This is a genomic window from Bombilactobacillus sp. ESL1202, assembly GCF_058107125.1.
Genome location: NZ_CM176590.1, coordinates 1,895,416 through 1,908,410, shown reverse-complemented (window position 1 = coordinate 1,908,410; position 12,995 = coordinate 1,895,416). Strand labels below are relative to the sequence as shown.

Here is a 12,995-nt window from a genome sequence, read left to right as displayed (position 1 = left end):
CTTCAGATTAAGAGAAACAAGAACCAAATCTCAATTCTAATCAAAATAATTTTTTCAATAAGAATAAAGACCTTCTAAAATTTAGAGATTTCAATACCTAGTCATTTTAATGGTGCTCATTGGCATAATGCCCATGATAATTTGCCGATTTTCCACCAGCTTGAACATAATGTTGGTGATAATATTGTTTTAATTTACGGATCTGTAAAACATAATTTTCCCAAGCATTTTTACAACCAATATACTGTGCAGGTTTAACCAACGCCCGTCTTAACCGCGTTAAAGCTTGATAAACCGCTTGAACGTAAGGTAATACACTATAACCACGCCTAATATAAAACTTTCGATGACGAATTTGATGAATAGTGTTAACAATATCAATAGCATCTGGTCTAGGCTGAACTTGAATTAGTTGCAGCTGTTGAATAACTTGAGACAAACTTTGTTCCAAATAAATGCTGTACTCCCACTTTAAAATCTGTAACAATAATTTTTGTTTAGCACGTTGGGTTAATCTTTGATATTGTAAATAACTAGTTAATCCCAACTTCTGCCAATATCGTATTTGTCTGAGCGCTGATTTTAAAGCTTGTCCTTCCAATTTCTGAGAAACTTTTTGTTCCAAACGCTCCAATAATGTACTTAACCGTCGAACTAATTTCTTTTCTGTATTAAGCGCCATTTGCCATTCTTGTAGTTTCACTAAATACGCTGGCAACAGTTGCTCTAATGTTTGATAACCATCCAGTAAATGTAAGATTTTCTCATTATTATTTATCATTTTTATCAATTCCTACAAACTTAACTTCGGTCCGTGGATAATTTTTTTCATTTAATTTTAGGGCATTAATCCCAACAATTCGACTGTCTCGAACTTTTAAGCCCTTAAAAATACTATCTAAAATGGCTTTTTGTAAGTTGTCAATATCTGGCGCTGTTTTTCTCAGCAAACTCTTAACTTGTTTTTGATTTTTAGGAATCGCCAAATAAAAACTAATTTCTGCCAAAACGCCAAATGGTGCATTAACCGTCTGATAAAAATCATCATTGTATAAATTATGATCAATTAAATACTGCTGCACATCATGCATATAATCAAAATAGTTACTAGGATAATAAGTAATAGTATGAACCTGACTATTGCTTTTAACCTGTTTAAAACGGGGTCTCGGGGTCGCCATAGGTGGATAAGGAATAATCGCATGCCATTCACTCATAAATTAACATCCTTTTATAATATTACAAAGCAAACTAAACTAAATGCTCCATAATAGTTAGACAACACAACTAATTATTATAGAGCATTATAAAATAATTAATTAAAATCAATAATAAAAACGAGCACTCCAACTTGCGTTAAAAATTTGCTGTGGTTGCAAAAGATTAATACCAAATTTATGTTCAATTTGACCATCACTATTAACTGTATCTGCTAGTCCCCACCATGGTTCTAAACAAACAAAATCAGCTGTTTTAGGATACGGTGACCAGACACCCAGATAAGGAGCATCCGTTGTCACACTGACTTGCCAAGTATTATTCGTCCATAGTTCAAAGGCATTGCGCCCACGACTATGAAATACCAGAGCATCTTTAGCAAAACTCTCCTTATTTAAAGGAATAATTGCTTGTGGTACCCATGTCTGATCAATATCAATCAAATTGTCACTTGTAAAGGTAATTTGCCGCAAACGTTCAGGATGTTGTAAGACTAATTTGGCTCCTAGGGATTGATAATTAAACATAAAGCCCGGATGACCGCCTATGGAAAAATACATTTGTTTCGCAGCTAAATTTTTTAAACTATAACTGACTTGAATTTGATCACTAACTAATTGGTAGCTAATATATAATGAAAAACTAAAGGGATAGTTTTCTATCTCGCTCATTTTTCTAGTCAAACCCAATTCCAGTAAAGCCGGTTCCCTTGTCATAATCTCAAATTCTTGATCACGCGCAAATCCATGCTGGGTCATGTGATAAGTTTGACCTTGATACTGATAAGAATCATTCTTCAAACGTCCAACGATTGGAAATAAAATTGGTGCCTGCCGCTTCCAAATTGCTGGATCACCACTCCAAATTCGTTCAGTATTAGTAGGATCTTTAACACTAATAATCTGAGCACCTAAGCTATCAATCTCAACGGTTAACTTCGAATTTTGTAAAGTGACAACAGTCATCCACTAAATCTTCTTTCATTTATAAAATGTATTTTGATAAATCACTATCATTTGCAATTTTACCAACTTTTTGTTCCACATAATCTTGAGTAATCATAATTTCACCCATTTGCATATCAGGGGCTTCATACATAATATCTGCCAAAACTGTTTCTAGAATAGTTGCTAAGCGGCGAGCACCAATATTTTGACTATCATGATTAACTTGATAAGCTATTTTAGCAATAGTTTCAATTGCTTCTTGTGTAAAAGTTAGCTTAATCCCGTCACTTCCTACTAAAGCAATATATTGCTTAATCAAAGCATTATCAGGGGCTGTCAAAATTCTAATAAAATCTGCTTGCGTTAAATCATTTAATTCTACACGAATGGGGAAACGCCCTTGTAATTCAGCAATTAAATCACTCGGCTTACTTTCGGCAAATGCTCCTGAACCAATAAATAAAATATGGTCAGTTTGTACACTACCGTATTTAGTATTCACGCTAGATCCTTCAACAATTGGTAAAATATCCCGTTGCACACCTTCACGTGACACCTCACCAGAACTTTTTTTGTTTCCCGCAGCAATTTTGTCAATTTCATCAATAAAGACAATGCCATCATTTTCTGCACGTTTAATAGCAGCTTGATAAATCACATCAGAATCGACTAATTTTGCTGATTCTTGTTCAATTAAAATCTCGCGTGCTTGACTAACAGGTAGGGTTCGCTTAATTTTTTTCTTAGGAATCAAGGAATCCATGGCACTATTCAAGTCAATCCCCATCTGGCCCATCATGTCATTCATGGGATTCACTTTTTTGCTCTCAGCGACTTCAATTGTGACTTCTTGATCTTCCAACAATCCACGATCTAATTGCTCTTTAACACTTAAACGTTGATTACGAATTTCATCAGTCAGTTCCTCGCTATCATTACTAGCCATTGGATTTTCACCACGACTCATGGAATTAAAAGCTGACATTAAGTCTTGAAAATTATTCATCGCTGGCTGTTGAACTTTTTTGGCTGGTACCAGTAATTTAACTAAAATTTTATCTGCCTGTCGACTAGCCTGTGCTCGGACTTCTTGATATTTAGTTTTTTCTTCCATTTTTACTGCTACGTCCACTAAATCTCGAATCATTGATTCCACATCTCGCCCAACATATCCAACTTCAGTAAACTTTGTTGCTTCAACTTTTACAAAAGGTGCCTGCACTACATCTGCTAAACGACGCGCAATTTCAGTTTTTCCAACACCTGTTGGCCCAATCATTAGCAAATTTTTTGGTGTAATATCCTTTTGCATCGCTTTGGATAATTGCATTCGTCGATAACGATTATATAAAGCAATGGCTACAGATTTCTTAGCTTGATCCTGCCCAACAATATACTTATCCAATGCCGTTACAATTTGCTTTGGTGTCATTTGTTCTGTCATTTATTTCTCCTAAATTTGATCCGTTAAAATACTTTTATTTGTAAAAATATCAATATCAGAAGCAATATTAATGGCTTCCTTGGCTATTTGCGAAGAACTCATCTCAGGACTATGACGAATCATTGCAATGGCAGCAGCCTGTGCAAAATTACCACCAGAGCCAATAGCAATTACATCTTCATCTGGTTCAATGACCTCGCCGTTGCCAGAAATCAATAAAAGATCTTCTTGATTAAAGGCAATCATCATTGCCTCTAATTTTTGTAAAGTTGGATCTTTGCGCCAATCTTGAGCCAATTCCACAGCTGCGCGTTTTAAATTGCCTGCATAACTCTGTAATTTTTTTTCAAACCAATCCTCTAAAGTAAAAGCATCGGCTACACCACCTGCAAAACCGATAATCACTTGATCATTAAAAATTCGCCGTACTTTATGTGCTGAAGCTTTCATAATCGTCTTTTCACCTGCGGTTACTTGACCATCACCAGCAATCGCAATCTGGTTTTGATGTCTAACTGCACAAATTGTTGTCATAACTTACCTCGATTATTATTTATCATTAAATTAAATTTAAAAAAATACCAATGTTTACTCTATCATACCATAGAGATAAACATTGGCGCTAATTTCTTATTTTTGCACTTCTTCTTGATAATCCCCATTAGGACAAATGACTTGCCGCCCACCTTTAACCTTTTTTTCCACCAAATAGTGATCATCTTTAGGACAAGCTCGGCCTATCGGCTTATTCCAATCAACAAATTCACAATCAGGATAACGAGAACAACCATAAAAGATCCGGTTTTTCTTAGACTTACGTTCTACCACTTGACCTTTTTGGCATTTAGGACAGGTCACACCAATTTCTTTAATGATTGCTTTTGTATTACGGCAATCTGGAAAACGACTGCATGCAATAAATTTACCATAACGTCCGAGTTTGATTACCATCGGAGCGCCACAAATATCGCAATTCATACCAGCCGGTTCATCTTTAATTTGTAATTTTTCAATTTTTTCATCAGCCGCTTTTAACTCTTTAGAAAAAGGTTGATAGTACTCGTCAACTACTCGAGTCCAATCTTCTTTTCCTTCTTCAATTCCGTCGAGCTCATTTTCTAAATTAGCAGTAAAATCAACATTTACAATATCCGGAAAATATTGTTCAATCAAATCATCGACAATTTCACCTAGCTCGGTAGGTTCAAAACTTTTACCATTTAATTTAACATAGTAACGACGTTGAATGGTATCAATTGTGGGAGCATAGGTGGATGGTCGACCAACACCATTTTCTTCCAAAGTTTTAACTAAAGTAGCCTCACTAAAACGCGCTGGTGGTTGGGTAAAATGTTGTTCAGGATTAGTGGAAATCAACTTCACATTTTGCCCTTCCTTCAAGTCTGGCAACAAATTATCCTTAGTTTTCTGATCATCTTTATAAAGTTTTAAAAAACCATCAAATTTAATTTTAGAACCATTAGCCCGAAATTGAACATTGTTTTGTTCAACTGTCACGGTCATGGTATCTAAAACAGCTGGGGTCATTTCACTAGCCATAAATCGATTCCAGATCAAAGTGTACAAGCGCAATTGATCCCGTGTTAAAACTTTTGCCACAGATTTGGGTGTCCGTAAAACAGACGTTGGCCGAATTGCCTCATGAGCATCTTGAGCTCCTTCTGGATTTTTAGTGGCATGGACTTTAGTCGCTGCATATTGCTCGCCGTATTCTTTTTGTAGAAATTGTGAAGCTTCATGCTTAGCTACACTAGCGATTCGCGTGGAATCCGTTCGCATATAAGTTATGAGACCGACACTCCCCTGACGAGAACCCAAGTTAATTCCTTCATACAGCTGTTGTGCTAACATCATCGTTTTCCGCGTTTTAAAGTTTAACTTTCGGTTGGCCTCTTGCTGCAGAGAACTTGTTGTAAATGGTGGTGCAGGATAACGTTTCCGTTCTTTTTTCTGAACCTTAGTGACATCAAATTCTTGCTGACGATCAATTTTTTGTAAAATAGCTTGAACATCAGCTTGTGAATGTAACGCGAGCTTTTTATGATTAACACCATAGAAATTAGCCGCAAATTGATTCTTTTTTAAGCGACCAGCTTGAAAAATACTTGGGATGGTCCAATATTCTTCTGGTTTGAAATTGCGAATTGCCTTTTCACGATCAATCACCAATTTCAAAGCAACTGATTGAACCCGACCAGCACTTAAGCCCTTTTTAACTTTTTGCCATAAAATAGGGCTAATTGAATAACCAACTAAGCGATCTAAAATTCGCCGTGCTTGTTGAGCATCAACTAGATCCATATTAACATTTCGAGGGTGCTTAAAAGCATCCTTAACTGCATCTTTAGTAATCTCATTAAAAACTACACGGTTGTCATCTGCTAAATCCAATTTTAATAAATGTGCAACGTGCCAAGCAATAGCTTCCCCTTCACGATCTGGATCGGCTGCTAGATAAACTTTCTTAGCTTTTTTGGCTTCTTTTTTTAATTCTTTAATTGTATCCCCTTTACCTCGAATTGAGATATAAGTGGGTTCATAATCATGTTCGATATCAACGCCCATCCTGCTTTTTGGTAAATCACGCACATGACCCTTACTAGCTAAAACTTTATAATTACGACCTAAATACTTTTCAATTGTCTTAGCTTTGGCCGGCGATTCAACAATCACCAAGTTCTTTTTTGCTGGGCGGCGTTTGATAGTTTTTGAGCTAACCAACACGAAGCTCCTTTCTTAAATCAAGTCGCTTCAAATAATATGCCAGTTATTTCCCATTTGTCAAATCTTTTTTATCAAAAACCTAATTCTGTTAATAAATCTTGTGGTGCAAAATAGGGCCGTGCCCCAGCTGCAATCAATTCATTACAACCTTGAGATAATGAACTATCTAATGGTCCAGGAGCTGCCCAAACATTGCGATTTTCCTGGAGCGCAAGATTAGCAGTAATTAAACTTCCACTGTGATGTTTAGCTTGTGTAACTACTAAACTTTGACATAATCCAGCAATGATGCGGTTACGCTGCGGAAAAAAATAACGCTGGGGTTTAGTAGTTGGTGGATATTCTGATAGCAGTAATCCTCGTTGAGCAATCAACTTTTGTAATTTACGATTTTCAGCTGGGTAACAATAATCCACACTATTACCCACCACAGCAATCGTTTGACCACCGTTATCTAATGTAATTTGATGACACCAACCATCGGCTCCCTTAGCCAAACCACTAACAGTAACTATTCCGGCTTTCACTAAGGCAGGAACTAAGCTATGAACTACTGTTTGTGTATAAAAACTACTTTGCCTAGCACCAACGATAGCTACAATAGGCTGTTTTAATAAAGCTAAGTTACCTTGATAGTAAAGTAACGCTGGCGGATCATAAATTTCTCGCAATTGTTTGGGATAAGCAGAATCTAAAAAAGTAATTAATGGTATCAAAGGACCAATATTCTGTTGTAAGTTTTCGTGAAATAAAGTTCGTTTTTTGCTATTTATCTGTTGCTCGACAAAGTCTAATAATTGTTGTTGAGAGTAACCTTGTAAGCTCAGTTGACAAACTTTTAATAGAATTTTATTACTAACACAGCGCGTTTTTGATAAACGATATAATAATTGACGCAAACTCAAATCATCATCTCCATAATTTTTATCAAATTACGGATGAAAAGATAAATATTTTTTAACTGGTGCAAAAGAATGGCGATGAATCGGACAAGGACCTTGTTTTTTTAATCCTAGCAAATGCGCTTTCGTACCATAACCAGCATTTTGAGCCAAATCATAGCCAGGATAAGTTTGATCATACTTTTTCATCAACTCATCTCGATAAACTTTAGCCACAATACTTGCTGCGCCAATAGAAACACTACGGGCATCACCTTTTATCAGTTTAGTTTGTTCAATTGGCACCGGAATATGCATCGCATCAACCAATAAATGCGTTGGAACAACTAATAGATTTTCAACAGCTTTAGCCATCGTTAATTCGGTTGCATGATAAATGTTTTCTTGATCAATTAACTGAGGACTGCCAAGCGCAACACTTATGTCAATGGCCTCTGCTAAAATTTGTTTATACAGTTCATGACGTTTTTGATCACTCAATTGTTTGGAATCATTAATTTCAATTAAATCAACATCTGGGGGCAAAATAACCGCCGCAACTACTACCGGTCCTGCTAATGGTCCACGTCCAACTTCATCAATTCCGGCAACTAATTGTTCTCGCTGCCAAAAGGGTTGTTCAAATTTTTCTCGTTGCAAAAAAGCTTGCATTAAAGCCGCCTGTTTTTTTAATTGCTTTTGATGCTGAACTACCAGTTGCTGCACTCCACTTCTTGAATCTTGGGACAAATTATCCCAATCAGTCGCTGAAAGCTGCGGTGCTAATTTTTTAATTTGTTGAATGGTACACTTGGACCAATTAGTCATGAATATCAATCACCCGATCTAATGTGTATTTACCAAGTAATCCTTGCCGAATATCGTTAATAATTTTTATAGCTGCTTGATCATAAGCCTGATCATAACCCCATTTTTTAGTTAATTGAATTAATAATTCTGCTCCAGTTATTAATTGTTGTTCGGCATTTAGATGGTAAATTGCTTGCAATTTTTGAAAATATTGTCGTTGCCAAAATTCTAACGCATAAATTGCCAAATCCTGTTGTGGAACAACTTTATCACTAATTGCTTGTGTTAAAGCTAAATTATAACCCACTCGCTCTTCAGTAATTTTAGGCCATAAAACTCCTGGCGTATCTAACAATTCTAAATGATTTTTGGTTTTTAACCAATTTTGATTCTTAGTGACTCCTGGTCGATTTCCCGTCACAGCAACTTTTTTACCAACTAATTTATTTAATAAAGTTGATTTTCCAGCATTCGGAATCCCTATACACATGGCGCGAATAGTATAATTTTTCACACCACTTTGTTGATATTTTTTTAATTTAGAAGCCATTACTTGTTGAATCGCAGTTAAAACGCTTTGTAAATTATGAGTGTGCTGAGAATCCAAAGCAATTGCCAATTGTTGTTTTGCTTGATAGTAATTAATAAAACTGTTTGTAATCTGAGTATCTGCTAAATCTGTTTTATTTAAAATGATCAGCCGAGGTTTAGACTGAATCATTTGTTCTAAAATTGGATTAGTTGAAGAATATGGTAAGCGAGCATCACGGACTTCTAAAACAAGATCTACTAATTTTAAATGATCCTGAATTTGGTTTTTGGCTTTATTCATATGACCGGGGTACCATTGAATTGTCATATTATTTAGCCTCCAGCTTCTTAAATGCTTGATTTAACATTGGATCATTACCCTGAGCCTTTTTCAATAGTTGCTGGGTCAAAGTCTGGCGCGTCTTTGCATCCAAATTACCATTTTGCTCAGTCAAGTTTTGTTGTGCTTGAAAAGCTTTTAATGCCTGTTGCGTTGTTTCGTCTAATTGACCGTTTGCTTCAATCGTATAACCCAAAGCCTTCAGAACTTGCTGTGCAATTTTAACATCACCATTTGTTTGATTCAGTGTAATCGTTTTTTGATTAGTAAAGGATTTAATATTCAAATAATCTGGATATTTAACCTTAATGCTAGGTTGTAAACCACGGTGATTAATCCAAGAACCATTTGGTGTGAGCCATTTAGCAGTCGTAATTTTCATTTCCGAATTAGCAGTCAGTGGACTCAAAGTTTGAACAACACCCTTACCAAAAGTCTTCTCACCAATGACTGGAACCTTAGCTGATTGTTTTAAAGCAGCGGCAAAAATTTCTGCTGCACTCGCAGTTCCTTGGTCAACTAAAACAACCGTCGGTAATTTTACTTTATAACCATTAAGGTACTTAGAACTAGCCCGATAAGTCTTTTTACCATTAGTTCTAGAATCCATAATCATCAACTTTTTACCGTTTTTGACAAACATACTAGAAGCGCTCAAGGCCTGTTCCATCACACCACCGGGATTATTCCGGACATCAATTACTAATTTAGTAGCACCTTGACGCTGAACTTTTTGAATTTGTTTTTTTAATTCACTGGCGGTATGCTCTGAAAATTGTGTAATCGTAATTTCGCCCACTTTACCTTGCTTAGCGTCGATTTTACTCATGACCGTTGCAACTTGAATTGGTGCACGTACTAAAGTTTTAGTAAAAGTCTGTTCCCCACGTTTCAATTCCAGTTGAACCTTAGTTCCAGCTTTACCACGTGTTAACTGTGATGCCTGATCAACTGACATTCTAGCAGTCGAATGCTGATTAATTTTAGTAATAATATCTTTAGCTTTTAACCCTGCTTTGGCCGCTGGTGACTTAGGCATGGCAGAAACAATCTGAATCCCTGAATTAGACTGTTCAATAGTCGCACCAATTCCGGAAATCTTGCCAGAAATATTACTATTAAATGAATCTTGATCTTGATCGGCCATAAATTCCGAATATGGATCATCTAAGGCACCAACCATTCCCTTAATTGCGCCGTTAACTAACTTTTTGGATGACACTTTTTGATAATAATTTTGATTAATTGTGTCATAAACTTGTTGAACCTGACTAAAATCACCTGTATTACCTTGCGCCTTTAGTTGAACTGCTAAAAAGATAAACGTCCCAGCTACACCAACTATTACGCCAGCAATAATCGAAATGATTACCGTTGACCAAGTAAATTTCTTCTTCATAATAAAAATCGCTCGTTTCTAATTAAAATGTGCTTCTGATTCTTTATATTTAGTAAATGCTTGGTCGTAGATATCCATTGATGGTAGATAAGAACCATTGAGTTCCAAATATTCAGAAAGTTCGGTATAATCCTGTGCCTGTTTAGGAAAAGTTTGATCATAAAAAGCTGAATCTGCAAAATGTGCTAAAGCACTTGGATTATTAGGATCACGTTGAGTCATTAAATATTCATAAAAAGATTTTTCCATCAATAATACTGCTCCTAAAATTTGCTAGAATAAACACTAACTACAATTTTATTTTGTTTTAGGTCTAAATCATGAACCTTAAAATAATATCCATTGTCATTCTGATAATTTTGTAAATCAATATTAATCAGTTGTTTACCACTATCAATATTCACCCACGCCGGAAAATGATAATTATGTTGAATATAACCCAAAACAAAATTTAAAGGTATTCCTAAACGACCAATTTTTAGTTGCCGTGCCTTTAGTTGAACACCACCATTGGCAGTCGGATAAGAATCAGTTAACAGTTGAAAGTCAATCTTAGAACCTAATAAATCAGCACTACCTAATAATGAAATATGCTTACCAAACTGTAACCGATATTTAATATCTTTACTATTCAAATACTCGTTAATATAGTGATTGGCTAAGCGTTGCGCTTGCTGCTTAGTTAAAGTCACCTGAAAAACTGGTTTATCAGAAGCATTAGCTGGTGTGGGCTGTTTAGTAATTACTGTGGATTTAATGGGACGTGTTACAGCATAACCCACACTAACACTTCCAATTGCTAACACGGCTATTAAGATCAGAAAAGCCCATTTCCAAAGATTATGCTTTTTTTCAACACTACGTTTCATTGTAGATGAATCCACTCCTTTTGATTAAGATGCATTTGATGCCATAATTTTTTAGTCATTAACTGATATCCTCGGTGATTCGGATGAAAATAATCCTTTGTATATAGTAATGGATTAACCGTAGTTTTTTCCTTTTTAGAAAACTTCAACTTATGCGGATTAGCTAACGCCGAAACATCAACAAAATGCATCCGATAATTATCACGTGCTAAATCTTTACTAGATTGATTCCACTGAGCAACTGCTTGCTTCACGCTATGAGCCTTTTTAACATAAATTGCATAAGGATTATAAATTCCGATTAAAAAAATCGGCGCTTGATCATTGTATTGACGAATAGTCATAATCATCTGTGACATTTCTTGAACATACTGCTTATTTGCTTGATCAAATTGAGATTGTGACAATTGTAAACCATTTTTTTGCAATACATGCATAATATTGTTACCGCCAGCCGTAATTGTAATTAAATCACTTTGATGCAGCGCCTGTTGCAAATCTTTTTTAGTTTGCACTCGCTTTAAAATTTGCCCACTAGTTTCACCACTAATACCAAAATTTCCAACTAAAACTTGACGATGACTAGCTTTTTTTAAAGGCCGTTTAATCAAGGATGTGTAGCCACCTTGATGCTTACCATCACCAACTCCATAAGTTAAGGAATCACCAACGGCTAAAACTTTCAAAGGTTGCTTTTTTTGTGCTAAAACCGGATTACTAATAACTAAACCTAAACCTAAAGCCAGCAATAAACTCATTAATACTTTTATCTTACGCACACAATAAACTCCTTAGAAAAAAATTTTTAAGCAAATAAATCTGAGAAAAAATTATTTTCAAAACAACAATTTTTAAATTAGCTGTCTGAAATTTATTTAGCATGATCAATAGCTAAAAAATAAATTATCAAATAGTACAAAAAATTATTCATAATGATAAATAATAGCAAAAGCTCCTTGCCCAGTATGTGTCATAATAATTGGACTCGTTAACTCAATCATAGTCTTAATTTGCGGAAATTTTGATTGAACCTCTTGTTTAATTTGCTCGGGTAAAGTCGTATCACTAACATAAGACATACCAATTTCACTAATTTGCTTACCGTGCGCTTCAATATCGGAAATAGCCGTTTGCATAAAATTCTTGATTACTTTAATACCACGACCTTTTTTAGCAATCCCCAATTTATTGTTTTTTAATTGCACAACCACATCAATATTCAATAAAGAAGTCAAAGTGGCCGCCATTTTACCCAAACGTCCACCTTTAATAATATTTTCCGGATGTGGAATACAAACATACAATTGAGTCTGTGCTAAAATCTGCTGAATAACTGGCAAAATTTCTTGAACACTGGCACCTTTTTGAGCCATCTGAGCTGCTTTAATAACCTGAAAAGCTAACCCTCGATCAGTAGAACCACTATCAACAACTGTCACTTTCGTATCTGTTAGTTGTGCGGCTTGACGAGCAGCATCAACAGTTCCACTTAACCCCTTGGTTAAAGTGATTGCCAAAACTTCACTACCATCTTGGCCTAATTGATTAAAAGATTCTACAAATCGACCAATTGGTGGCTGACTAGTTTTCGGAAAATTATCACTCGCCAACATTTTTTGCGCAAATTCTTGACGACTAATATCTTGACCATCAACGTACTGTTGACCATCAATTTCAACAGTCAGTGGTACCACTGTAATTTGATACTGTTCAACTTCTTTTGGTGTTAATTGAATTGAAGAGTCAGTTAAAATTTTTACATTTGTCATGAGGAAACCTACCTTTATCATTTCCAGTCTTTAAGCTATAAT

General features: G+C 35.5%; 14 protein-coding genes. All 14 read right to left on the bottom strand.

Annotation, left to right across the window (positions count from 1 at the left end):
- Positions 1-106: 106 nt before the first annotated feature.
- Positions 107-781, bottom strand: a complete 675-nt coding sequence (locus AC3B7A_RS08555) for a hypothetical protein (protein WP_489755681.1) — start codon at positions 779-781, stop codon at positions 107-109.
- Complete coding sequence (locus AC3B7A_RS08550; RefSeq protein ID WP_489755680.1) at positions 771-1,217, bottom strand: RusA family crossover junction endodeoxyribonuclease; 447 nt, start codon at positions 1,215-1,217, stop codon at positions 771-773. The genes AC3B7A_RS08555 and AC3B7A_RS08550 overlap by 11 nt, the downstream gene beginning before the upstream one ends.
- A 108-nt stretch (positions 1,218-1,325) precedes the next feature.
- Positions 1,326-2,183 (bottom strand): aldose 1-epimerase family protein, encoded by an 858-nt coding sequence (locus AC3B7A_RS08545; RefSeq protein ID WP_489755679.1) that lies wholly within the window; start codon positions 2,181-2,183, stop codon positions 1,326-1,328.
- A 19-nt stretch (positions 2,184-2,202) separates the two neighbouring features.
- The gene (gene hslU / locus AC3B7A_RS08540; protein WP_489755678.1) at positions 2,203-3,609 is read right to left on the bottom strand and encodes an ATP-dependent protease ATPase subunit HslU; all 1,407 of its coding nucleotides are present in this window, start codon (positions 3,607-3,609) and stop codon (positions 2,203-2,205) included.
- Positions 3,610-3,618: 9 nt separating this feature from the next.
- On the bottom strand, positions 3,619-4,143 hold the full coding sequence (hslV, locus tag AC3B7A_RS08535; RefSeq protein WP_489755677.1) for an ATP-dependent protease subunit HslV: 525 nt from the start codon (positions 4,141-4,143) through the stop codon (positions 3,619-3,621).
- Positions 4,144-4,239: 96 nt separating this feature from the next.
- The gene (gene topA / locus AC3B7A_RS08530; protein WP_489755676.1) at positions 4,240-6,351 is read right to left on the bottom strand and encodes a type I DNA topoisomerase; all 2,112 of its coding nucleotides are present in this window, start codon (positions 6,349-6,351) and stop codon (positions 4,240-4,242) included.
- 74 nt (positions 6,352-6,425) lie between these two features.
- Positions 6,426-7,259 carry a DNA-processing protein DprA gene (dprA, locus tag AC3B7A_RS08525; protein WP_489755675.1) on the bottom strand — a complete coding sequence of 278 codons (834 nt, stop codon included), beginning with the start codon at positions 7,257-7,259 and terminating at the stop codon, positions 6,426-6,428.
- A gap of 27 nt (positions 7,260-7,286) precedes the next feature.
- Positions 7,287-8,063, bottom strand: a complete 777-nt coding sequence (rnhB, locus tag AC3B7A_RS08520; protein ID WP_489755674.1) for a ribonuclease HII — start codon at positions 8,061-8,063, stop codon at positions 7,287-7,289.
- Positions 8,056-8,904, bottom strand: a complete 849-nt coding sequence (gene ylqF, locus AC3B7A_RS08515; RefSeq protein ID WP_489755673.1) for a ribosome biogenesis GTPase YlqF — start codon at positions 8,902-8,904, stop codon at positions 8,056-8,058. The genes rnhB and ylqF overlap by 8 nt, the downstream gene beginning before the upstream one ends.
- A 1-nt stretch (position 8,905) precedes the next feature.
- Positions 8,906-10,315, bottom strand: coding sequence for a S41 family peptidase (locus tag AC3B7A_RS08510; RefSeq protein ID WP_489755672.1), 1,410 nt, complete (start codon positions 10,313-10,315; stop codon positions 8,906-8,908).
- A gap of 18 nt (positions 10,316-10,333) precedes the next feature.
- Positions 10,334-10,564, bottom strand: coding sequence for a YozE family protein (locus AC3B7A_RS08505; RefSeq protein WP_489755671.1), 231 nt, complete (start codon positions 10,562-10,564; stop codon positions 10,334-10,336).
- A 14-nt stretch (positions 10,565-10,578) separates the two neighbouring features.
- Positions 10,579-11,184: a YpmS family protein gene (locus AC3B7A_RS08500; protein WP_489755670.1), complete on the bottom strand. Its 606-nt coding sequence runs from the start codon at positions 11,182-11,184 to the stop codon at positions 10,579-10,581.
- Positions 11,181-11,963 carry a GDSL-type esterase/lipase family protein gene (locus AC3B7A_RS08495; protein ID WP_489755669.1) on the bottom strand — a complete coding sequence of 261 codons (783 nt, stop codon included), beginning with the start codon at positions 11,961-11,963 and terminating at the stop codon, positions 11,181-11,183. The genes AC3B7A_RS08500 and AC3B7A_RS08495 overlap by 4 nt, the downstream gene beginning before the upstream one ends.
- Before the next feature lie 144 nt (positions 11,964-12,107).
- Complete coding sequence (locus tag AC3B7A_RS08490; RefSeq protein WP_489755668.1) at positions 12,108-12,953, bottom strand: DegV family protein; 846 nt, start codon at positions 12,951-12,953, stop codon at positions 12,108-12,110.
- Positions 12,954-12,995: the final 42 nt, after the last annotated feature.

What these genes read in the sequence shown, in the direction of transcription:
- AC3B7A_RS08500 (WP_489755670.1), bottom strand. Translation starts at nt 11,184, where the DNA reads ATGAAACGTAGTGTTGAAAAAAAGCATAATCTTTGGAAATGGGCTTTT.
- ylqF (WP_489755673.1), bottom strand. Translation starts at nt 8,904, where the DNA reads ATGACAATTCAATGGTACCCCGGTCATATGAATAAAGCCAAAAACCAA.
- AC3B7A_RS08545 (WP_489755679.1), bottom strand. Translation starts at nt 2,183, where the DNA reads ATGACTGTTGTCACTTTACAAAATTCGAAGTTAACCGTTGAGATTGAT.
- AC3B7A_RS08555 (WP_489755681.1), bottom strand. Translation starts at nt 781, where the DNA reads ATGATAAATAATAATGAGAAAATCTTACATTTACTGGATGGTTATCAA.
- AC3B7A_RS08550 (WP_489755680.1), bottom strand. Translation starts at nt 1,217, where the DNA reads ATGAGTGAATGGCATGCGATTATTCCTTATCCACCTATGGCGACCCCG.
- rnhB (WP_489755674.1), bottom strand. Translation starts at nt 8,063, where the DNA reads ATGACTAATTGGTCCAAGTGTACCATTCAACAAATTAAAAAATTAGCA.
- hslU (WP_489755678.1), bottom strand. Translation starts at nt 3,609, where the DNA reads ATGACAGAACAAATGACACCAAAGCAAATTGTAACGGCATTGGATAAG.
- AC3B7A_RS08490 (WP_489755668.1), bottom strand. Translation starts at nt 12,953, where the DNA reads ATGACAAATGTAAAAATTTTAACTGACTCTTCAATTCAATTAACACCA.
- AC3B7A_RS08505 (WP_489755671.1), bottom strand. Translation starts at nt 10,564, where the DNA reads ATGGAAAAATCTTTTTATGAATATTTAATGACTCAACGTGATCCTAAT.
- hslV (WP_489755677.1), bottom strand. Translation starts at nt 4,143, where the DNA reads ATGACAACAATTTGTGCAGTTAGACATCAAAACCAGATTGCGATTGCT.
- AC3B7A_RS08510 (WP_489755672.1), bottom strand. Translation starts at nt 10,315, where the DNA reads ATGAAGAAGAAATTTACTTGGTCAACGGTAATCATTTCGATTATTGCT.